We start from the raw sequence: 21690 nt of genomic DNA, 5'->3' as shown, positions 1-21690 counted from the left end.
AGATGCATGAATCCACCCGTGAACCGCAACAGGCGGACATGAAGCTGGTCGGCAACAATACGGCGAGCGGAGGCGTATACCGGAACGTAAGCATTACCGGAGACGTGGAGATTGGCGGGGGTGTCGATTTCCGTTCTTTCAAATGTATCGGGAATGCCAATGTGGACGGAAGCTTGCGCGGCGGAGAACTGAAGACGACGGGGAATCTGGGGGTAAAAGGCTCGTTGGAGGCGGCCCGCATCAGGCTTACCGGGGACATGGAGGTAAAGGGTGCACTCACCGGAGAAGAGATCCATATTTTTGGGGGATGCGCGGTAAAGGCCGGAATCCAGGGGGGACAATTTCATTTGAAAGGGTCGCTCCAAAGCGAGGGTATGCTGAATGCCGAGCATGTAAATATCCGTTTGCTGGGCAGAAGTACAGTTGGCGAGATCGTCGGAACCCGCGTGGAGATCAAGCTGCATGCCTCGCATAAATGGGTGCCCTGGCTGCCTCTCAGGGACGCTCCGGAGCTTGCGGCTAACGTCATTGAAGGGGATATCGTTTATTTGGAAAATACGGTGGCCAAAGCGGTCCGCGGCGAACAGGTGACGATCGGTCCGAACTGCCGGATTGAACTTGTGGAATACCGCACCGGATTTCATCAGGATTCGTGTTCTGAAGTGGCGCGTAGTGTGCGGCACAGCGAAAAATAGAGGTATTGGAGAAAAAACGCCGGAATCCCCTCGTCTTTTTCGGAGAGACGTGAGAATAGCGGCGTTTTTTTGTGATACCCGTCTGCAAAAAAATTAAGCGGGATTAACATACCCTTTTCGCCCGGCCGCATATCCCATCACGATGGTGAGCAGGGAGAGGGCAGTAATCGTCGCAAGCGGGACTGTCCATCCGCCGCTTTGATCGTGAAGGAAGCCGAATAGCGTCGGCCCGACCGCGGCGAGCAGGTAGCCGATCGACTGGGCCATACCGGACAATTCGGCAGCCTGGTCGGCCGAGTGGGCGCGAAGCCCGAAGAACATGATGACCAGGCTGAAGGTTGTGCCGCAGCCGAGGCCGATCAGCATGATGAAGAGCATGGCCAAGGATGCGGGGCCGAGCCATACCCCGGCAAAACCGGCCAGGAACAGGGCGGAGGAAGCGGCGGCGAGCCATTTTTGACTCTGGGTACGCGCCGCGATCAGCGGCATGGTAAAGGAGCCGACCATGCTGAGCAGTTGCATGATGGACAGCATCCATCCGGCCTGCTCCATGCTCATGCCCCGTTCATGCAGAATTTCCGGCAGCCAGGAAATGCCGATATAGAACATGACCGATTGCAGGCCCATGAACAAGGTGACTTGCCAGGCGACCCGGGAGCGCCAGACCGCTCCGGATTTCCGATAGGGTCCTGCCGGGGCGCCTGTGCTCTTCCGGTTGGCGGCGTACCGGCGCACCAGCGGAATCCAGACGAGGGCGGTCGCCGCCGAGAGCAGGATCCAGAAGCCGAGCGCCCCGCGCCATCCCAGAAAAGTCCGGGCCAGCGGCATGCTGACGCCCGAGGAAATGGCCGACCACATGTTCATGAAAGACGTGTACAGCGACGTCATCAGACCGATCCGCAGCGGAAAATCCCGCTTGATCACGCCGGGGACCAGCACATTGGCGACGGCGATCGCACTGCCGACTAGCGCGGTACCGCCGAACAGGGCGGGAACGGACGGCAGGGAACGAAGCAGGATCCCTCCGGTCATGATGACCATGCAAACGAGCAGCGTCGATTCGCTGCCCCAGCGCGCCGCCAGCCGCGGCGCGGCCAGAGCGAATACGGCGAAGGCGAGCAGCGGTAGTGTGGTCAGCATCCCGGACAGGGTATGCGACAGGCCAGTGGCGCGCTGGATCTCGCCGATCAGCGGCCCCACGCCCGTGATCGGCGAGCGCAGCGTCGCTGCCGTGAGCAGGATGGCCGCGACCGCCAGAGCCGTTCCAGCGCCGCGCGGGAGGTTGCCCGCTGCGGGTGATGGGGCCGGATTGGACTCGGCCGGCGTTGAATCGGGCATTTTACCGTTTGCCGAGTTGTCGGCCGATGCGGTAACTGAAGGAGAAACTGGTGCTGCTGTGCTATTCGTCGAAATAGACTCCTCTTTTTGAAGGAGATCGGGAATCGTTGGATTAGACTTCATTATGAGATAAATCCTTTCTGTGTAATTCTGCTTGATCCTGAGCCGAACATCGGAAATCAGGTGGGTTTACCTTACCACAAGAGAAGAAAATTAATCAACAGCAGCTTCCATCCCTCGTCAGGGACTTCAGACAATGACGGAGTAGGGTGAGCTTGTGGAATTGCGGGAGACTATTATGGTAAAATCTGTGGTGAAATAAGGTTAAATCGAGAATGGTGAATATTTGGAGAAGAGTCGTGGAGCACACGCCTTTTGCCGCGGAGATAGAAATCCCGGGCAAGGGGCGTTTTTTAATGGCGAAAAGGAGGTAAATCGAATGGCATTCCTGGAGGCGCACGAAGTTTATATGAAAGAACACTTGGCAGTGAGGGAGAGGGAACGGGAGAGAAGGCTGCTGGAAGGGCGCGGTTATGGTCCCCACTGGAGGAATGTCAGCCGCATCCAGTTTTCCGATCATTGCCGGAGGCAGAACGATTTGGTGATCGATGGCTGGAAGGTGCTGAGATTCTCCTATACGATGTCAAAGATAGCCCCCGCCACTGCCAGCAGAAAATCCAGCAATTTCTCGAGCGCTGGCTCGGTGAGGACAAGGCTGGGCCGGAGACGGATTGCTGGAAAAGGAGGTCGTCCGACTGTTTATGCGGACCGGCCGTCCTTTAACGCCGGGGGAGGTAGGCCGGCATATGGGGTTCGGTGAGAAGAAGACCAGGGCGGTGCTGTTCAGCCTGGCCCGAAAAAAATGGATCCAGCCCCATAGCGGCAAGGAGCGAATTCGCTCATACCGGCTGAGTTTGGAGGGGCGGGATCTCACTTTCTGATGTGGAACAGGGAGCGTGCGAGCGGTTTCCCTTGTGGAGCCATTCAATAGGATAAGTGCCTTTTGGGGCGCTATTTTGTCGAATTCGGCTCGTCAGTGTGAAATAGCGGCCTTTTGGGGCCTTGTTTTTGGAAAATACGGGCCGGAACCTGATTTCAGGGGCCGAAGCAGGCAAATAAGGCCGTTCTGGACTGCTATTATTCCGGCGGTACCGAATCGGCCCGCAATAGCGCCCCAAAACGTCGCTATTGCGGGCGGCGGTGGCGGCTAGGGGAATTGCGGAGCGCCGACGCCGTCCTCCAGCAGAGCGGGAGGACGCCCTTCCGCCGCCGGCGGCTTGCCGCTGCCCGGCGTGCGGCCGCCTTCGCGGGCGTTTCCGCCGCGCTGCGCGTCACGCTCGGCGCGCGCATCGCCAGCACCGCCCGCGTCGTCCGGCGCCGCGCCTGTGCCGCCGCCCGCGCCGGGCGGCACGGCGATTACGTTCGGCTGCGCCGGGTACGTGTCGCGCGACAGCCGGATGCGCTCGGCGATCCGGCCGTCGACGTATTTGACCCGGTACGTGTCGACGACGAACCCGGGTTTGCCCCTGACGATGACCTTGCGGCTTCCGGCGGGCAGGGCGGGATTTACGACATATTTATTTCCGGCGGGGAGGATTTTCGCTGTCTTGGATTCCATGTCGTAAAGCACGTTCCCGGGGATGTCGCCGAACAGCTTGACGGTCAATCGGCCGCTGTCCGTCCGGGCCGCGATCAAGAGGTGGTTTCCGGTCGTGTTCCGGAAACGGAAATTGATGTGGCCCTCGGCGAAAGTAGCGTCCTGTCCCAGCGGGATGTATCGGACAGGCACGGAGTGGTTGCGCCGCTCGACGATGTCCAGCCCGGCGCGGACCGCCGCGTTGTACAGCGTGCTGGACACCTGGCAGATGCCGCCGCCGACGCCGGGCACCAGGCGGCCGCCGAAGATCACCGGGGCTTCCCGGAAGCCGTACTGCTCCTCGGCGGCGCGGACGATCGCCGCGTAGTCGAACACGCCGTCCGGCGGCAGCACCAGGCCGTCGAGAGCGCGGGCCGCCGCGTCCACGTTGTGCACCCGCCCGGCAACGCTGGCCCCTAGCCCGGTCGAGAATTCGGCGATTTTGCGCCGGATGCCCTGCCGCTTGAGGGACTCGACCGTCACGGCGGGCGGCACTTCGGTCAGCGGCAGCTGTACCGAAGCGAACACGCCTTCCGCGAGGTCGCCGGGCGTGCCCAAACGTCCGGCGCCGCTGCCTTCGGCCTCCTTTGCGGCTTCGAGCATGCGCCGCTGCAGGAGGGGCCAGTCGATGCGCCGGACCGATGTGCCGGGCGAATAGCTGATGGAGTCGTCCGGGTGGATCGTGCGTACGGCGTTTACAGGGCTGCCGAACTGCCGTTTTTCCCAAGTCGGACTGAAGGTCCGTTTTAAGGCGGGAGCATGGAACGAAGTTTGCAGCGCCCATTCTTTTTTAAAATGGAATCGCGCCCGGGCCCGCTGCCATATCCCTCCCTCGGAGAGGGAGCTTAATCCGGCGCGGAAGCCCGGGGCGCTCCAGGTGATTCCCGCCTTCCGCCAGGACAGCACGATTTCCGTATCGACAAACTCCACTTGCCGCTCCTCCAAATCGGCGATTCGGGCTTCCAGCAAGTGAAGCGCCTTTTCGGCGGGGAGGCCGCCGAGCCGGAGAGAGCCGACCGCCGTGCCCGGCGGTATGAGATCCCGCGATCCATAAAGCCATAGACCGCCATAGAACAAAGCGGCGGCAAGTGCCAAGCCCGCGGCGGCCATCCATATCCGCTTGGATTTTTGCATGGAACCTCCTTTTCCGATCCGAACTTCTTTGCGATCAGGTTGTACAACCATATATATGTTTCTACTTCAGGAAACTTTCGGGTACTCAAGTGGTAACATATTTGTTACAATAGGTAACGGACTGATGAAATGGCTCGCCTTTTAAAGGAATTGGCGAGATGATGTCGAATGTACAACGTGGTAAAAAAGACAGCTTCGTCGAATTATCAACTAGGGTTTGGAATCAAGTTTAGGACGTGATCTAGTGATAGAAATGCAGGACATATGGAAGACGTACCCGAACGGTACGCATGCTTTGAAGGGCGTCTCGGTCAAGATTGACCGCAACGAATTTGTCTACCTGGTCGGCCCGTCCGGAGCGGGTAAATCGACCTTTATGAAGCTTATATATCGGGAAGAAGTCCCCACCAAAGGGCAGATTTCCGTCAACGGTTTTAATATCGGTAAGCTGAAACCTCGCAAAATTCCTTATGTTCGCCGGAATATCGGCGTTATTTTCCAGGATTTTCGCTTACTGCCCAAGCTGACGGCTTATGAGAATGTCGCTTTTGCGCTCGAGGTGATCGAAGCGCCCAAGAAAGTGATCAAGAAGCGCACGATGGAAGTGCTCGAGCTGGTCGGGTTGAAAAACAAAGCCAACCGTGACCCGTCCCAGTTGTCGGGGGGAGAACAGCAGCGCGTGGCGATTGCCCGGGCCATCGTTAACAACCCTTCCGTCATTATCGCGGACGAGCCCACAGGGAACCTCGATCCCGAAACCTCCTGGGGCATTATGCAGTTGCTGGATGAGATCAACTTCCGGGGAACGACCATCGTTATGGCCACCCATAACAAAGATATCGTGAATACGATGCGCAAGCGCGTTATCGCGATCGAGCACGGCAACATTGTCCGAGACCAGCTGAGAGGGGATTACGGTTATGAGTTTTAACACCCTCCTCAGACATTTGCGGGAAGGCGCCAAAAACGTGTTCCGGAACGGGTGGATGTCGGTAGCGTCCATTACGTCGATTATCGTCTCTCTGTTTATTTTGGGCGTATTCATAATGCTCGTGCTGAACGTCAATTCTTTTGCCGACGCGGCCGACAGCCAGGTGGAGATCAGCGCTTACCTCAATCCGGATGTGGATCAGGCGACCCGGGAGAAGCTGCAGAACGACATCGGCTTGATGACCGAGGTCAGCCGGGTCACTTTGATTCCGAAGGCGGAAGGCTTAAAGGATTTCAAGAAGAAAATGGGCAACGAGATGAAGGATCTGCTCGAAGGATATGACGATAAGACCAATCCGATCCCCGATACGCTCAAAATCGAGGTGGTTGAACCGACGACGGTGCCTTACGTGGCCAGCAAAATCAGCGCCTTGAGCGATCAGTATCCGAACGACCCTATCTACAAAGTAAGATATGGACAAGGTACGATTGAGAAATTGTTCAAAATCACGAAAGCCATCCGCAACATCGGGTTCGCTTTTGTGGGCGGTTTAGCGCTGATGGCGATGTTTTTGATCTCCAACACGATCCGCGTAACGATTCTGGCCCGGCGCCGGGAAATCGGGATTATGAAGCTGGTCGGCGCAACGAACATGTTCATCCGATGGCCGTTTTTCGTGGAGGGGGCCTTGATAGGATTCGTAGGTTCCGCCATTACCATAGTGTTATTGTTTTTTGGATACAATCAGTTGGTGGATTCCGTGAAAGCGGACATAACGCTGGCGTTTCGACTCATTCCGATCGGTGAAATCGGCTTGCAGGTGGGCGGACTGTTGCTCGGCCTCGGGCTGTTGATCGGGATTTGGGGCAGCACCATGTCCATTCGCAAATTCCTGAAGGTGTAGTCGGATAGAGTTTAGTACCTTTAGAAAAGGACGGGGAAACGATTTTGAAAAGATGGATATCCATTGTTGCCGTAATCGCTTTAGCCGCTGCAATTTTTCAACCTACTGAGGGTTTTGCCAAATCGAAGACGATCAGCCAGATCGACAAGGAGCTGAAACAGCTTCAGGAACAGGCCAGACAGGCCAAGAAACAACAGGAGAAAGCGGTGGAACAAAAACAGTCCGCCCAGCATTACGTGAACAAGAACAAGGAATACTTGAATACCGTACTGCAGCAAATCAACACCGTCAGCAATGAGTTGGCCCATATTTCGGTGGACATCGAGAATACCGAGCAACAACTGCGGGACACCGCCGTCAAGCTGGAGGAGACCAAAGCGCGGATCGCCGAGCGTTCCGATCTGTTGGACTCGCGTGTCCGTCTGATGTACACGGATGGAGCGGTCTCCTATCTGGACGTACTGCTGTCTTCGACGAGCTTCACGGATTTCCTGGAGCGGGCCGATTCGCTGCAGGCCATCGCCAACCAGGATCATACGCTGCTGGAAGAGCACAAGCATGACCGGGAATTGCTCGTTCAACAAAAGGCACAGTTAAACAACGAGTACGACAAGGTGAAGAAGCTGTACGCTGACGCGGAATCGCGGAAGAGCATTCTGGAGCAGAAGGAAGAAGAGAAGCAGCAGCTCATCGCCAAATATTACGCGGAGATCGAAGAATCCGACGATATCAGCGAGGACCAGGAGAAATTGCTCGTGGAGCTGGCGACCAAACGGGCTTCTCTGGAAAAAGAGAAGAACAAGCTGAAAGCGGCTCAGGTATATACCTATAAGCGTAAAAAATCCTCGTCCTCCTCGTCTTCTTCGGGTTCGTCGTCCGGCGGATTTCAGGGAAGCGGTGGCTCGATGGGGCTGCCGGTCACGGGAGCCCGGCTGTCTTCGGGTTACGGAAGCCGGATTCACCCGATTACGGGCAAACGGAAGACGCATACGGGGATCGACCTCGCGGCTCCCCAAGGCACGGATATCCACGCCGCGGAGGGCGGTGTCGTCATCGTCGCCGAATGGTGGAGCGGCTATGGGAATACGGTGATTATCGACCATGGCGACAATGTATGGACCTTGTACGGCCATATCCGCAACGGCGGGATCAAGGTGGAAAAGGGACAGCAGGTGAAGCGGGGCGAAAAAATCGCCGAGGTCGGCAGCACGGGGAACTCCACGGGGCCGCACTGCCACTTTGAAGTTCGGATTAACGGCAATCCGGTGGACCCGATGCCTTATTTATAATAAAATAGAAATGCCGATTAAAAACGGATCGTTGTCCGCAAGGGCGGCGCATCCGTTTTTCGTTCATGTAGTTTTATAAATAATCCGTACAAGCCGGACATATACTATGGGACGTTCTATTTTTTGGCAGGAAATTCAGAAACCGAACAAACACAGGCGGTGAAGTTAATCATGTATAAGAAACGAACAGTCGTATTTCTCATTGTCGTATCGATGCTGATCAGTTGCTTGTTTACGCTGTCTTTAACGGGTCAGTTGAGCTTTGCGGACACGGGACCGGCGCGGAGCGGGATTTTTGCCGACACGGCGGGAAGTACGACCAAAGCCGGGATTAAGAAAATCGAGACCGCGATGGAACTGGTCAAGTCCAATTATGTGGAAGGCGTGGATCAGCAAAAGCTGGTGGACGGCGCGATCGACGGGATGATGAACGCCCTCGGCGACCCGTTCTCCTCCTATATGGGGCCGGAGACCGCACAGCAGTTTTCGGAGCAGATAGAAGGTTCTTTTACCGGGATCGGGGCCGAGGTTTCAATGGAAAACGGCAATGTGGTCGTCGTCTCGCCGATCAAAGGTTCGCCGGCCGAGAAGGCCGGGATCAAACCCAAGGATATTTTGCTGTCGGTGAACGAGGAGTCTTTTGAAGGCTTGAGCCTGAATGAAGCGGTCTCCAAAATCCGCGGACCGAAAGGAACGAAAGCAAAGATCAAAGTGAAGCGGGCCGGCTCGGCCAATACGCTGGAATACACGATCGTCCGGGACGACATCGCGCTGGAAACCGTACGCGCCCGCTTGGAGAAGGGCGGCGTCGGCGTCATTGAGGTCACCGAGTTCTCGATGAACACCGCGGAACGTTTCCGCAAAGAGCTGGAGAACCTGGAGAAACAGGGGATGAAGGGCCTGGTGATCGACGTCAGAAACAACCCGGGCGGGGTGCTCGATATCGTCATCGACATGGCGGAGCAGTTCGTGCCGAAGGGGAAAATGATCGTGCAGGTCGAGGACAAGAACAAGCGCCGCGGCAAGACGGAGTCCCGCGGAAGCGGAAAGAACTATCCGGTTGCGGTCATCACCAACAAGGGCAGCGCGAGCGCGTCCGAAATTCTGGCCGGCGCGCTGCAGGAATCGGCCGGAGCCAAGCTGATCGGTGAAGCCACCTATGGCAAAGGTACGGTGCAGACGAGCTTCAACAAGGAGTTCGGCGACGGCAGTCTGCTGAAGGTGACGATTGCCAAGTGGCTGACGCCTAACGGCGAATGGATTCACAAAAAGGGGATTCAGCCGGATGTCGCGGTTTCCCAGCCGGGATATTTTTCCGTAGCGCCGATCAATAAGGAAAAAACGTTCAAGTACGATATGCTCGGCGAAGACATCAAGAGCGCACAGACGATGCTGCAGGGCCTGGGCTATGAACCGGGCCGGACCGACGGGTATTTCAGCAAAGCGACGGAGAACGCGCTCAGGAAGTTCCAACAGGAGCAGAAGCTTGAAGCCACGGGTGTGCTGGACGCCAAGACGGCCGAAACGCTTGAAGCGGCCTTGGTGAAAGAAATCCGTGATCCAAAAAATGACAACCAAATGAACCGGGCGATCGAGGAGATTCGGAAGGAAATCGAAAGCCCGGTGTCGAAGAAATAAGAAGGCTGCTTTCCGGCCTTCTTTTTTTCTGTGTACAGGGCGGAAAAAACGGCATCGCGGAAGCTCATCATCGGGGAAAAGGGAGTGAACTCTTGTGGAGCTATGGCTGGAAGGATTGTGGAATTTGATGGAAGCGGGAGTACAACTGCTCTTGCAGCCGTTTTACTATATTTCGATCATTTTAATTATGCTGTTATACCGCAGGCAGGTGATGTTGGAGCGCAAGCTGTTCCATGTCCGGCTTCACGGCTGGTTGGGCCAGACCTGGCGCACCGTACTCGGCGGCCTGCTCGCGGGTTTGGGCGTCTCGCTCGTTTCCGCGTTTATCGGCATGACGCTGACCGTGGAAGGGATGCTGTGCATCTGGGTCGCCGCGATTTTGCTGCTGCTGTTGCGGGTGCGCTATCTTTGCCTGGCTTACTCGGTCGGATTGCTTGGTGTGGTTCAATTCGGACTGAATCTGTTCCCGGGGTTTACGGGCGGAGGCTGGGTGGAAGCGTGCGTAAGCGCGGTTCGGGAACTGAACATCCCGGCGCTGCTCTGTCTGGTCGGCCTGCTTCACCTGGCCGAGGGGCTGCTGATCCGCTGGCAGGGGGCTTCTTTTGCCGGGCCGTTGTTCTTTGAGGGCAAGCGCGGCAAGCCGGTCGGCGGGTACACGATGCAGAGCCTGTGGCCGGTGCCGCTGCTTCTGCTGATCCCGGCGCAGACGGCGGGCGGGGTCCTGCCTTGGACCCCGCTGTTCGGGGGGGAAGCCTGGCAGGGCGGCTTCGCCATGATGGCCCTGCCGGTCGTCATCGGCTTCGCGGAAGTGACGACCGGCCTCTTGCCGCAGCAGAAGGCGCGGGTGACGTCAGGCCGGCTGCTCGGCTACGGGCTGATCGTCATCGCGCTGGCCCTGCTGGCGAACTGGTGGGCACCGCTGACGCTGGTGGCCGCGCTGGCCGCATTTGGGCTGCACGAGGCCCTGGTCTGGTTCAGCCGGCTGGAAGAACAGCAGCGCAGCCCGCTGTTCGTGCACCCGCAGGGCGGGCTGAAAGTGCTGGCCGTGCTGCCGGGCAGTCCGGCGGAGGAGCTCGGCATCCAGGCCGGGGAGACGATCGTGCGTGTGAACGGCGTGCCGGTTCCCACGAAAGAGGAGCTGCACGCGGCGTTGCGCATCCAGTCGGCCTTTTGCAAGCTGGAGGTCCGCAATCTCGCGGGCGAGAGCAAGTTCCTCCAGCGCGCGATCTACGCCGGCGAGCATCACCAGCTCGGCGCGATTCTGGCGCCGGACGAGCAAGCGCCGGCGACGGTTCGGCTGCAGCTGCTCTCGCTGCTGCAGCTGGTGAAGCCGCGCCGCGGCGCGCCCGCCGCCCGGCGCGGGGAGGCGCCCGCCGCCGAAGGCGAGGCGGGCGTGAGCGACGCCGCCCGCTAGCGCGCGTCGCGGGCGCTCACGCCGAATTAGCTGGAATTTCTCCCGCTAATTCGGCGTTTTTTGCGTCACTGCCCAAACTAGCTGGAAAACCTCCCGCTAATTTGGGCAGTGGCAAGGAATTTCGCCTTACGGCGGAAAAATAACTGGAGGTATTCCAGTTATTCCTGCCCCGCAGGCGGCTTACACATGAATTAACGGGAGTTTTTCCCGTTAATTCTGCCCAAACTAGAACCCCCCGTCCAAACTGGACGGGGGGTCATATTCGTTACTGCTGCAGCTGCCGCAGTACGGTGATTTCGACGCGGCGGTTTTTTTGCCGGCCCGCCGCGGTGGCGTTGTCGGCGGCCGGGCGGGTATCCGCGTACCCGGCGTATTGGAAGTCTTCCGGGTCGAGCTTCTCCCGGTCGAGGAAAAACCGCAGCACCGACAAAGCCCGCTCTCCCGACAACTCCCAGTTGTCCTTGAAATCGGAGCCTTTGCCGATCGGGAGGTTATCCGTATGGCCTTCGATGCTGATCATCGTGTCGAGCTGGCTGAACAGGCTGGCCAGTTTGGTTAGCGTTTTGGCGGAGTCGGGCTTCAGCGCGGCTTTGCCGATATCAAACAGGAAGCGGTCGCTCAGGGTAATGGAGATCCCCTTGGGCAAATCCGCTACCTGAATTTGATCCTCTAACTGGTTCTCCTTCACATAGGCTTCGATAAGACCCATCAAGTTTTGCAGTTCCTCCTCCTGTTTACGGAAGGCGAGCTCGCGGTCGGTCAGCGGTTTCTGCGACAGATCGCCGCCGTTCTGCTCCGGTTGGCCGGAGGTACTCTTCCCGTTTTGCCCGTTCGGACCGCCTTGCCCCGGACCTTGCTCTCCTTGCCCGGCGGAGTCCGTAGGGGGATTTTTAAAAGCGTGGCGATCCTCGCTCCCGAGGACACCGGTGCCTTTCTCAATCAGCGAGTCCCCATTGCTGAACGTGAGCTGCAGGGATTGCGTGACGATACCGTATTTCTCCACGTCCAGGCGGCTCATCGCATACATGACAACGAAAAAAATAAGCAGCAGCGTAATCAGATCGGCATAAGTGATCAACCAGCGGTCATGATTTTCCTTGCCGTCCCGCCGGCCCCGGCGCTGCGGTCTCGGAGTGCGGCTCATACGCTTTTCGTCTCCCCGGATTTCGCCACATCGTGGCGCGCACCCGCTATGTAGGATTCCAGCTTGCGCCGGACGAGGACCGGATGATCCCCGTTTTGCAGGGAAAGCACGCCTTCGAGCATCATTTCCATGCGGGCCACTTCCTCCTCGCCCCGGTCCTTGAGTTTGGAAGCGATCGGGAGGAAGATCAGATTCGCGCAGGCTACCCCGTACAGCGTGGCCGTAAACGCGAGGGCGATGGACGGGCCGAGCGCGGTCGGCTCACTCAGACTGCCGAGGACGTGAATGAGGCCCATGACCGTCCCGATGATCCCCATTGTAGGGGCATAGCCTCCGGCGGATTCAAAGATTTTCGCATACCCTTCATATTTATGCTGAATGGCGTCGATTTCCAAATCCATAATTTGCTTAACCATGCTCTGCTCCGTACCGTCCACGACGAGTTGAATGCTTTCCTTCAAAAAGGGGTTCGGGTGTTCCGCCGCTTTTTGCTCCAAAGCAAGCACGCCTTCGCGCCGTGCGATTGTCGACATGCCGACAAGATTCTCGATCAGCTCCGTCGTGTCCTCGTTGCGTGAGGTGAAGGCCAAGGCCAAGGCGCGCGGGACGGTTTTCAGTTTGGCGAGCGGGTAACTGACCATGACGGCGGCCAGCGTACCGCCAAGCACGATGACGGCCGAGGCGATCTGCATGAGCCCGCCGAGTTCTCCTCCTTCCCACATAAATCCGCCGATCAGCGCGGCAAGTCCAATAATGAGGCCCAGAATCGTTGCAATATCCATTGACTGTTAAACAACTCCTATTCCATGACTTATCGATTGCATCCCATTTCTAAAAAAGGTATAATTAATGGGAACACTCATTCTTATTTTTTGGGATGAGCCAATAAAAATGAGACTTCCCTGTATATCTTCAATTAAGAGATGAGAATACAGGTTAATATAAAGTGCCTGGTTCAAATCTACTGCATATAAGAAGTACATTTTCCATTTTAGACGATAAGGGTGATGTGGACAATGAGTGAAATTGTCTTAAGCAACAATAAATTCGAGCTGATTTCCGAATTTTCGCCACAGGGCGACCAACCGGGGGCCATCGAGGAATTGGTCGATGGTGTAAAAATGGGTAAAAAGAACCAGACGCTGTTGGGAGCCACGGGTACAGGAAAAACCTTCACGATCGCCCAAACGATCGCCAAGCTCGGAAGGCCCACTCTGGTCATCGCCCATAACAAAACGCTTGCGGCCCAACTGGCCAGCGAATTCAAAGAGTTTTTCCCGAACAACTCCGTAGACTACTTCGTAAGTTACTATGACTACTACCAGCCGGAAGCCTACATTCCATCCTCCGACACCTATATCGAGAAAGATTCCAGCATTAACGAAGAGATCGATAAGCTAAGACACTCCGCGACCAGCTCGCTGTTTGAGCGGCGGGACGTCATTATTGTGGCCAGCGTGTCCTGTATTTACGGCCTCGGTTCGCCGATGGAGTACCGCAACCTGGTTCTTTCGCTGCGTGTGGGGATGGAGAAATCGCGGAACCAGATTTTAAGCCGCCTGGTGGATATCCAGTATCAGCGGAACGATATTAACTTCGTGCGCGGGACGTTCCGCGTCCGCGGCGACGTGTTGGAAATCTTCCCTGCTTCGAAGGGCGAGCAGGCGGTGCGGGTCGAGTTTTTCGGCGACGAAATCGAACGGATTACCGAAATCGACGTCCTGACCGGAGAATTGGTCGCGGAGCGCGATCATATCGCCATCTTCCCGGCTTCGCACTTTGTGACCCAGGAAGAGACGATGCGGATCGCTCTGATAAATATCGAACGCGAGTTGGAGGAACGGCTCGAGCTGTTCCGGTCCCAGGGCAAGCTGCTGGAGGCGCAGCGGCTGGAGCAGCGGACCCGCTATGATATCGAAATGATGAAGGAAGTCGGGTTCTGCTCGGGCATCGAGAACTATTCCGGACCGCTCACGTTCCGCGAACGCGGAGCTACGCCTTACACGCTGCTGGATTATTTTCCGGACGACTTTCTGATCGTGATCGACGAATCCCATGTGACGCTGCCGCAAATCCGCGCGATGTACAACGGTGACCAGGCCCGCAAAAACGTGCTCGTCGACCACGGCTTCCGCCTGCCTTCGGCGCTCGATAACCGGCCGCTCAAATTTGAAGAGTTTGAGAAGAAGGCCGGGCAGCTTATTTATGTTTCGGCGACGCCGGGGCCTTATGAAATCGAGCATTGCAATACAATGGTAGAACAGATTATCCGGCCGACAGGCTTGCTGGATCCGATCATCGAAGTGCGTCCGACGAAGGGTCAGATCGATGATTTGATCGGGGAAATCCGGGAACGGATCGACCGGGATGAGCGGGTGCTGGTGACGACGCTGACGAAGAAGATGTCGGAGGACCTCACGGATTATCTGAAAGAAATCGGCATTAAGGTCCGCTATTTGCACTCGGATATCAAAACGCTGGAGCGGATGAGCATCCTGCGCGACTTGCGCCTGGGGACGTTTCATGTTCTGATCGGGATTAACCTGCTGCGGGAAGGCCTGGATTTGCCGGAGGTTTCACTGGTGGCGATCCTGGATGCGGATAAAGAAGGCTTCCTGCGCTCGGAGCGGTCGCTGATTCAGACGATCGGACGCGCGGCGCGGAACTCGGAAGGGCGCGTGCTGATGTACGGCGACCAGATTACGGAATCGATGGACAAAGCGATCAAGGAGACCGAGCGGCGCCGTTCCATTCAGATGGCTTACAACGAAAAGCACGGGATCACGCCGCAGACGATCCGCAAGAAAGTGCGTGACGTCATCGAGGCGACCCGGGTGGCCGAAAGCAAGAGCGATTATCTGGCCGGCGCGACGAAGGGCAAGATGTCCAAGCGCGATCGCGAGGCATTGATTGGCCGCATGGAGAAAGAAATGAAAGAAGCCGCCAAAAACCTGCAGTTCGAGCGGGCTGCGGAGCTGCGTGACGCCATTATGGAACTGAAGGCGGAATAAGAGTGGGGAGATGAAACCTTGGCTAGTGAGAATATCGTCATCAAAGGCGCGAGAGCGCACAATTTAAAAAATATCAATATCACTATCCCGCGCGACCGCTTCGTCGTTTTGACGGGATTGAGCGGTTCCGGCAAGTCGTCGCTGGCGTTTGACACGATTTACGCGGAGGGACAGCGCAGATACGTGGAGTCCCTTTCCGCTTACGCCCGGCAGTTTCTCGGTCAGATGGAGAAGCCGGACGTCGATTCCATCGAGGGCTTATCCCCGGCGATTTCGATCGACCAGAAGACGACGAGCCGCAACCCTCGGTCTACCGTCGGCACGGTCACCGAGATTTACGACTATCTTCGCCTGCTATTTGCACGGGTAGGCCATCCGCATTGTCCCGAGCACGGGATCGAGATCACCTCCCAATCGGTGGAACAAATGGTGGACCGGATTATGCAGTATCCCGAGAAAACCCGGCTGCAAATTCTCGCGCCGGTCGTCTCCGGCAAGAAGGGCGAGCATAAGAGCCTGTTCAGCGAGATTGCCAAACAGGGATTTGTCCGCGTCCGGGTGGACGGGGAACAGCGCGACCTCTCGGAGAACATCGAGCTGGAGAAGAATAAGAAACACTCGATCGAAGTCATCGTGGACCGGATCGTCATAAAGGAAGATGTCCGCAGCCGGCTGGCCGATTCCATCGAAACGGCGCTGAAAATGTCCGGCGGTCAGCTGCTGGTCGATATCATCGGACAGGAGGAACTGCGCTTCAGTTCCAATTACGCCTGCCCGATCTGCGGTTTCAGCATGGAGGAATTGTCCCCGCGCATGTTCTCGTTCAACAGTCCCTTCGGCGCTTGTCCGGAATGCGACGGTCTCGGCGTCAAGATGATTATCGATCCCGAATTGCTTGTTCCCGACAAATCCAAGTCGATCGAAGAAGGCGCTTTTGAGGCGTGGGCGGGCAGCACATCGAACTACTATCCGCAATTTTTGCGGTCGGTCTGCGAGCATTTCGGCATTCCGCAGAATGTACCGGTTTCCGAGCTCAGCAAGGAACATATGGATAAACTGCTGTACGGTACGGGGGACACCAAAGTCCGATTCCGCTATCAGAACGATTTCGGCATGAGCAAGGATGCTTATGTGACCTTTGAAGGGATCGTGCACAATTTGGAGCGCCGCTACCGGGATACCGCCTCGGAAGGCATCCGCGAATTTATCGAGGAGTTCATGGGAACGAAGCCTTGCGGAACCTGTAAGGGGCACCGCCTGAAGAAAGAGATACTCGCCGTTACGGTTAATGACCAGAATATGGCCCACGTTACCTCGCTGTCTATCGGCGAAGCCATGGAATTCTTTCAGGGGCTGCAGCTGAGCGAGAAGGAAAAAGCAATCGCCCACCTGATTCTCAAGGAAATTAACAGCCGATTGGGTTTCCTTGTCAATGTGGGTCTGGAATACCTGACGCTGAGCCGGGCGGCGGGCACGCTCTCCGGGGGAGAGGCGCAGCGGATCCGTTTGGCGACGCAGATCGGTTCCAGCCTGATGGGCGTCCTGTATATTTTGGACGAGCCCAGCATCGGGCTACATCAGCGGGATAACGACCGTTTGATCTCCACGCTTGCGCATATGCGGGATTTGGGCAATACGCTGATCGTCGTCGAGCATGACGAAGATACGATGATGGCGGCGGACTATATTATCGACATCGGCCCCGGCGCGGGCAAGCACGGAGGTCAGGTGATCGCCCAAGGGACTCCGCAGGAAGTGATGGCCGATCCGAACTCTTTGACAGGACAGTATTTGAGCGGCAAGAAGTTCATTCAGGTACCCGAGGAGCGCCGCAAACCGGACGGACGCTGGCTGGAAGTGAAGGGCGCGAAGGAGAACAACTTGAAGAACATCAACGTCAAATTCCCGATCGGCGTATTCTCTGCGGTCACCGGGGTATCGGGATCCGGCAAATCTACGCTGGTGAATGAGATTTTATACAAAACCTTGGCGCGGGATCTGAACAAGGCCCGGGTTCGTCCGGGACAATACCGTGAAATCAAAGGCCTGGAGCATGTCGACAAGGTGATTGACATCGACCAGTCGCCAATCGGCCGTACACCTCGCTCCAATCCGGCGACATATACCGGCGTTTTCGACGATATCCGCGATCTGTACTCGCAGACGAATGAAGCGAAGGTTCGCGGATACAAGAAAGGGCGGTTCAGCTTCAACATCAAGGGCGGTCGCTGTGAAGCCTGCCGGGGCGACGGGATTATCAAGATCGAGATGCACTTCCTTCCCGATGTTTATGTGCCTTGCGAGGTATGCAAAGGCAAGCGGTACAACCGGGAGACGCTGGAGGTCAAGTACAAGAACAAGAGCATTGCCGATGTGCTGGATATGACGGTCGAGGATGCGACGAAATTTTTCGAGAACATTCCGAAGATCCACCGCAAGCTTCAAACGCTGCTGGATGTCGGCCTCGGATACGTTAACCTGGGGCAGCCTGCGACGACCTTGTCCGGCGGTGAAGCGCAGCGCGTGAAGCTGGCTTCCGAACTGTACCGCCGGAGTACTGGCAAGACGATTTATATCTTGGACGAGCCGACCACCGGCCTTCATGTCGACGATATCGACCGCCTGCTTACGGTGCTGCACCGCTTGGTGGATTCCGGCGAAACGGTGCTGGTGATCGAGCACAACCTGGATGTCATCAAAACCGCCGATTACCTGATCGATCTCGGTCCGGAAGGCGGCAGCGGCGGCGGTACGATCGTCGCCACGGGAACGCCGGAGGACCTCGTCCAAGTCGAGCAATCCTATACCGGGCGTTATCTGGCTCCGATCCTGGAGCGCGACAGAAAACGTACGGAAGAAATCAAGGTCCACTCTTAAGCGGAGCGGAACCAAGCCTTGAATCGAAGTTGAATCGAACCGGGTAATTCGAATTCGAAGGACCGTTCCCAGGCAGGTTGAATGAACCTGATGGGGCGGTCTTATTTTTATCCGGGGAGTAGGGGGGATGTCGAAGAGGAGGTAACCCTGTTTGTCCACTTTTGGAAAGACATATTTAGATTTTGTCCTTGAGGAGAGTACATTATATTTGAACTGAAAACTGTTTATAATGAAAAAAACGAAAGGTCAATGAGATATCTGTACGCGGAATAAAGTAAATGTAGATTTTTTTTGTCATTTCTCTTGCATCCGCATTCATGAGAAGCTAACATATAAGAAGATGGAAATTTCGTGAACATTCTCAAGGAGGGCTAGCGCATGTTACTCGCTGCAGCGGGGGAAGTAACGACGACCTTTAACGGCTTTGATATTTTTATGATTCTGTTTACGATCGTGATTTTTATCGGGGTGGTTCGTTTGCTGAGAGAGCGCCCGAAGAAGAATTTGTTTGCGATCGGATTCGGCCTGCTCAGCTTGCTGATCTTTTTGGCATCCGACGCCATCATGATTAAATCCTGGTTTAGTTAATCGGTTAAGCAGACAAGCGGGGGACAAAGAAGGGAAGGCACTTTATTCCGGGGGCGGGATGGGGTGTCTTTTTATGTGCGGCTATGCGCGATTTGGGAAGGGGACCAACGCTTTCCGTTGCCAGGTGGCTAGAGAGTAGGGCCGATGTCTGTTAAAATGGTTTAGTTATGGCGTTTATCATCTCAGGTTGCAGCATGCACCTGTAATTATCAATATAGATGAAGATGATCCGGCGGTTGCCCGGGTTCTCTGTCATCCGGGAGGAAATCATGAGCCAGAAGGCATTGACTAGACAAGATGTGGAGCTGCTCGCTCCGGCGGGGGATTGGGACTGCATGCGGGCGGCGGTGGCGAACGGGGCGGACGCGGTATTTTTCGGCGTAGAGAAGTTTAATGCCCGGGCGCGCGCCAATAATTTTCGAATGGACGAGCTGCCTGAAATTATGGCTTTTTTGCATAGCTATGGGGTTAAAGGTTTTTTGACGTTCAATATTCTTGTGTTTGAAAATGAGCTGGCCGATGCGCAGGACTTGATCGAACGCTGTATCGACGCCGGCGTCGACGCGGTAATCGTACAGGACCTGGGGCTGGTAAAGCTGATCCGGGAACTGTCGCCGGACTTTCCGATCCATGGTTCGACGCAGATGACGATTACGTCGCCTGAGGCGGTGGAATTTACGAAGCCCTGGAATATGGAACGGGTGGTTCTCGGGCGCGAAAATAATCTGAAGCAAATCCAAAAGATCGGGGAGCAGGCGAAGCTGCCGATGGAAGTGTTTGTGCATGGCGCTTTGTGTGTGTCTTACTCCGGTCAATGCCTCACCTCCGAGATGTGGGGCGGCCGTTCGGCCAATCGCGGCGAGTGCGCGCAGGCCTGCCGATTGCCTTATGATCTGATCGTGGACGGAGAGCCGAAGCCGATGGGGGATATCGCCTATCTGCTGTCGCCCAAGGATTTGGCGGCCATCGATATCATGCCGGAGCTGATCGAAGCCGGCGTCACCTCGTTTAAGATTGAAGGGCGCTTGAAGAGCCCGGAATATGTGGCCAATGTGGTGAGCAAGTACCGGAAGGCGATTGACCGATATTTTGACGGGGACAATACCCGTCCCTCCAAAGAGGAAGTTCGCGAACTTCAACAAAGCTTTTCGCGCGGCTTTACGCATGGCTTCCTGGAAGGAACGAACAACAAGAAGCTGGTGGAGGGGACGTTCCCGAAAAGCCGGGGCGTTTATCTCGGCCGGGTGGAGCAGGTGCTTCGCGACGGGGTCGTCTGCAAGCTCGAAGCGCCGCTGAAGCGCGGCGACGGCATCGTGTTCGACGCGGGCGATCCGACGAAGAAGGAAGAAGGCGGCCGCGTCTATGATCTGCGGCGCAAGGGTGTGAAGCTGGAAGGCGAAGCCGGCGAATCGTGGATCGTCGACATCGTCCCCGGACGCAACGACGTGGATTTGCGCCGGGTGCATGTGGGCGACCGGATCTGGAAGACGAGTGATCCGGCGCTGGACAAGCGGCTGCGCCAGACGTTCGAGACCGACAAGCCGTACCGGGTGTTCCCGGTACATGTGCGGGCGGTCGGCCGCGCCGGCGAGCCGCTGACGACCTTCTGGACCGATGTCCAGAAGGGCACGACCGTGCGCGTCGACTCGGAGCTCACGCTCGAGGTCGCGCAAAAACGGCCGATGGACGCCGCGCTGCTAGAAGAGCAGTTCGGGCGTCTCGGCGGCACGGTGTTCCAGCTCGAGCGGCTGGACACGTCGCTGGAAGGCGACGTGATCCTGCCTATGCGAGAGCTGAACGGGGTGCGCCGGCGCGCGGTGGAACTGCTCGCCGGCGCGCGGCCGAAGCCGCCCGTGTACACGCGGGCTGCGGCTCCGGCGGCCACCCCGGCGAAGCAGGGCGGCGCGCCCGTGGCGCGCGGTGGGGCACAGCTCACCGCGCTGTGCCGCAGCCTCCCGCAAGTGGAGGCTGCGCTGGAGGCGGGCGTCGGCATGATCTACGCCGACTTCGAGTTTATCAAGCAGTTCCCGGCAGCGGTGGAGGCCGTTCGGGCCGCCGGCAAGCAGATCGCGCTGGCGACGCCGCGCATTCATATGCCGGGCGAGAACGGCTACCACAACAACATTCTGCGCCTCCAGCCGGACGCGGTGCTGGTGCGCAATACCGGCGCGCTGTATTTTTACTTGCGCCACCGGATGGAAAACCCGTCCGCCTCGCATCCGCGGCTGATCGGCGATTTTTCGCTGAACATCGCCAACCACAAGACGGTGGAACTGTTCCTCGAGGCGGGCTGCGACCTCGTCACGCCGTCCTACGATCTGAACGTCCAGCAGATGGTCGATCTGCTGCGGCGCAGCCGGACGGCCCAAATGGAAATCGTCATCCATCAGCATCTGCCGATGTTCCATACCGAACACTGTGTGTACTGTACCTTCCTGAGCGAAGGCACCGACTACACCAACTGCGGCCGCCCGTGCGAAGAGCACCGCGCCTCGCTGCAGGACCGGATCGGTATGAGCCATCCGGTGCGGGTCGACGAGGGCTGCCGCAACACGGTCTACAATGCGATTGAACAATCCGGGGCGGAATACCTGAGTCATTTCTTGGAGCTCGGGGTACCGAACTATCGGGTGGAATTCCTGGAGGAAACACCGGAGCAGGTTCACCAGGTGATTGACCTGTACAACCGTGCGCTGCGCGGAGAAATCAGCGGCACCCAGGTTTGGAAAACACTGAAAGCCACCAACCAGCTCGGCGTAACCCGGGGACAGTTGGTGAAGTAAACAAAAATCGGTTTGGATGGCCCTCCGGCGCATTTGCCTGCGTGCTCGGAGGGCATCTTTTTGCTTTAGTACACCTTATTAACGGGAAATCCTCCCGCTAATCTATTGCACCAAATTAACGGGAAGAATTCCCACTAGTTAAAGAGCAGTTCACTACGAGAGGACAGCTGTATTCGGTAGGCAAACAAAGCCGTGAAGCCGCATCACTACAGTTTTTTTTGCTTGTGACGAGGTTGTGAAAACTCAAAAAAAATGGCCGATAAACGAGATTTATCAGCACGCAAAAAATCGGTGATGTGGTATAATGA

Annotated in this window: 15 protein-coding genes; 11 read left to right on the top strand and 4 right to left on the bottom strand. The window is 56.9% G+C overall.

Features of this window, described 5'->3' with window-relative positions:
* Window positions 1-2: 2 nt before the first annotated feature.
* Window positions 3-695 carry a hypothetical protein gene (locus tag V4U88_RS04755; RefSeq protein ID WP_334072123.1) on the top strand — a complete coding sequence of 231 codons (693 nt, stop codon included), beginning with the start codon at window positions 3-5 and terminating at the stop codon, window positions 693-695.
* A gap of 93 nt (window positions 696-788) precedes the next feature.
* Here V4U88_RS04755 and V4U88_RS04750 read toward each other — a convergent pair whose 3' ends face one another.
* Window positions 789-2156, bottom strand: a complete 1368-nt coding sequence (locus tag V4U88_RS04750; RefSeq protein WP_334072122.1) for a CynX/NimT family MFS transporter — start codon at window positions 2154-2156, stop codon at window positions 789-791.
* A gap of 608 nt (window positions 2157-2764) precedes the next feature.
* On the opposite strand from V4U88_RS04750, the gene V4U88_RS04745 reads away from it, so the two are divergent.
* Window positions 2765-2974, top strand: a complete 210-nt coding sequence (locus V4U88_RS04745) for a hypothetical protein (protein ID WP_334072121.1) — start codon at window positions 2765-2767, stop codon at window positions 2972-2974.
* A gap of 266 nt (window positions 2975-3240) precedes the next feature.
* Here V4U88_RS04745 and V4U88_RS04740 read toward each other — a convergent pair whose 3' ends face one another.
* Window positions 3241-4803, bottom strand: a complete 1563-nt coding sequence (locus V4U88_RS04740) for a VanW family protein (protein WP_334072120.1) — start codon at window positions 4801-4803, stop codon at window positions 3241-3243.
* Between the two features lie 244 nt (window positions 4804-5047).
* Here V4U88_RS04740 and ftsE point away from each other — a divergent pair, with 244 nt between their 5' ends.
* The 5 genes from ftsE to V4U88_RS04715 all read left to right on the top strand — a co-directional run bounded on the left by ftsE (window position 5048) and on the right by V4U88_RS04715 (window position 10979).
* Complete coding sequence (gene ftsE, locus V4U88_RS04735) at window positions 5048-5734, top strand: cell division ATP-binding protein FtsE (RefSeq protein WP_334072119.1); 687 nt, start codon at window positions 5048-5050, stop codon at window positions 5732-5734.
* Window positions 5724-6638, top strand: coding sequence for a permease-like cell division protein FtsX (gene ftsX / locus V4U88_RS04730; RefSeq protein ID WP_334072118.1), 915 nt, complete (start codon window positions 5724-5726; stop codon window positions 6636-6638). Before ftsE ends, ftsX begins: the two co-directional genes overlap by 11 nt.
* A 44-nt stretch (window positions 6639-6682) precedes the next feature.
* Window positions 6683-7927: a murein hydrolase activator EnvC family protein gene (locus V4U88_RS04725; protein ID WP_334072117.1), complete on the top strand. Its 1245-nt coding sequence runs from the start codon at window positions 6683-6685 to the stop codon at window positions 7925-7927.
* A gap of 171 nt (window positions 7928-8098) precedes the next feature.
* Entirely contained in the window at window positions 8099-9565 is a 1467-nt protein-coding gene (locus V4U88_RS04720; protein ID WP_334072116.1) for a S41 family peptidase, read from the top strand.
* Between the two features lie 127 nt (window positions 9566-9692).
* Window positions 9693-10979, top strand: a complete 1287-nt coding sequence (locus V4U88_RS04715; protein ID WP_416367210.1) for a PDZ domain-containing protein — start codon at window positions 9693-9695, stop codon at window positions 10977-10979.
* Window positions 10980-11244: 265 nt separating this feature from the next.
* Here the strand turns inward: V4U88_RS04715 and V4U88_RS04710 are convergent, their stop codons facing one another.
* Complete coding sequence (locus V4U88_RS04710; protein WP_334072114.1) at window positions 11245-12123, bottom strand: flagellar motor protein MotB; 879 nt, start codon at window positions 12121-12123, stop codon at window positions 11245-11247.
* Window positions 12120-12905 (bottom strand): flagellar motor protein, encoded by a 786-nt coding sequence (locus tag V4U88_RS04705; protein ID WP_334072113.1) that lies wholly within the window; start codon window positions 12903-12905, stop codon window positions 12120-12122. The genes V4U88_RS04710 and V4U88_RS04705 overlap by 4 nt, the downstream gene beginning before the upstream one ends.
* 234 nt (window positions 12906-13139) lie before the next feature.
* On the opposite strand from V4U88_RS04705, the gene uvrB reads away from it, so the two are divergent.
* The 4 genes from uvrB to V4U88_RS04685 all read left to right on the top strand — a co-directional run bounded on the left by uvrB (window position 13140) and on the right by V4U88_RS04685 (window position 21382).
* On the top strand, window positions 13140-15134 hold the full coding sequence (gene uvrB / locus V4U88_RS04700; RefSeq protein ID WP_334072112.1) for an excinuclease ABC subunit UvrB: 1995 nt from the start codon (window positions 13140-13142) through the stop codon (window positions 15132-15134).
* An 18-nt stretch (window positions 15135-15152) separates the two neighbouring features.
* A complete protein-coding gene (gene uvrA, locus V4U88_RS04695; protein WP_334072111.1) occupies window positions 15153-18011 on the top strand; it encodes an excinuclease ABC subunit UvrA in 2859 nt (952 codons plus the stop codon).
* 378 nt (window positions 18012-18389) lie between these two features.
* Complete coding sequence (locus V4U88_RS04690) at window positions 18390-18599, top strand: DUF2759 family protein (protein WP_334072110.1); 210 nt, start codon at window positions 18390-18392, stop codon at window positions 18597-18599.
* Between the two features lie 269 nt (window positions 18600-18868).
* Entirely contained in the window at window positions 18869-21382 is a 2514-nt protein-coding gene (locus V4U88_RS04685; RefSeq protein ID WP_334072109.1) for a U32 family peptidase, read from the top strand.
* The last annotated feature ends 308 nt before the right edge of the window (window positions 21383-21690 follow it).

The sequence above is a fragment of the Paenibacillus sp. A14 genome (genome assembly GCF_036864815.1).
GTDB classification, from domain to species: domain Bacteria; phylum Bacillota; class Bacilli; order Paenibacillales; family Paenibacillaceae; genus Fontibacillus; species Fontibacillus sanfengchensis.
This window is presented reverse-complemented; position numbering and strand designations above follow the sequence as displayed.

Coding starts and splice junctions, on each gene's coding strand:
- V4U88_RS04720 (WP_334072116.1), top strand. CDS start 8,099: ATGTATAAGAAACGAACAGTCGTATTTCTCATTGTCGTATCGATGCTG.
- ftsX (WP_334072118.1), top strand. CDS start 5,724: ATGAGTTTTAACACCCTCCTCAGACATTTGCGGGAAGGCGCCAAAAAC.
- V4U88_RS04710 (WP_334072114.1), bottom strand. CDS start 12,123: ATGAGCCGCACTCCGAGACCGCAGCGCCGGGGCCGGCGGGACGGCAAG.
- uvrB (WP_334072112.1), top strand. CDS start 13,140: ATGAGTGAAATTGTCTTAAGCAACAATAAATTCGAGCTGATTTCCGAA.
- V4U88_RS04685 (WP_334072109.1), top strand. CDS start 18,869: ATGAGCCAGAAGGCATTGACTAGACAAGATGTGGAGCTGCTCGCTCCG.
- V4U88_RS04750 (WP_334072122.1), bottom strand. CDS start 2,156: ATGAAGTCTAATCCAACGATTCCCGATCTCCTTCAAAAAGAGGAGTCT.
- V4U88_RS04715 (WP_416367210.1), top strand. CDS start 9,693: ATGGAAGCGGGAGTACAACTGCTCTTGCAGCCGTTTTACTATATTTCG.
- V4U88_RS04705 (WP_334072113.1), bottom strand. CDS start 12,905: ATGGATATTGCAACGATTCTGGGCCTCATTATTGGACTTGCCGCGCTG.
- V4U88_RS04755 (WP_334072123.1), top strand. CDS start 3: ATGCATGAATCCACCCGTGAACCGCAACAGGCGGACATGAAGCTGGTC.
- V4U88_RS04690 (WP_334072110.1), top strand. CDS start 18,390: ATGTTACTCGCTGCAGCGGGGGAAGTAACGACGACCTTTAACGGCTTT.
- V4U88_RS04740 (WP_334072120.1), bottom strand. CDS start 4,803: ATGCAAAAATCCAAGCGGATATGGATGGCCGCCGCGGGCTTGGCACTT.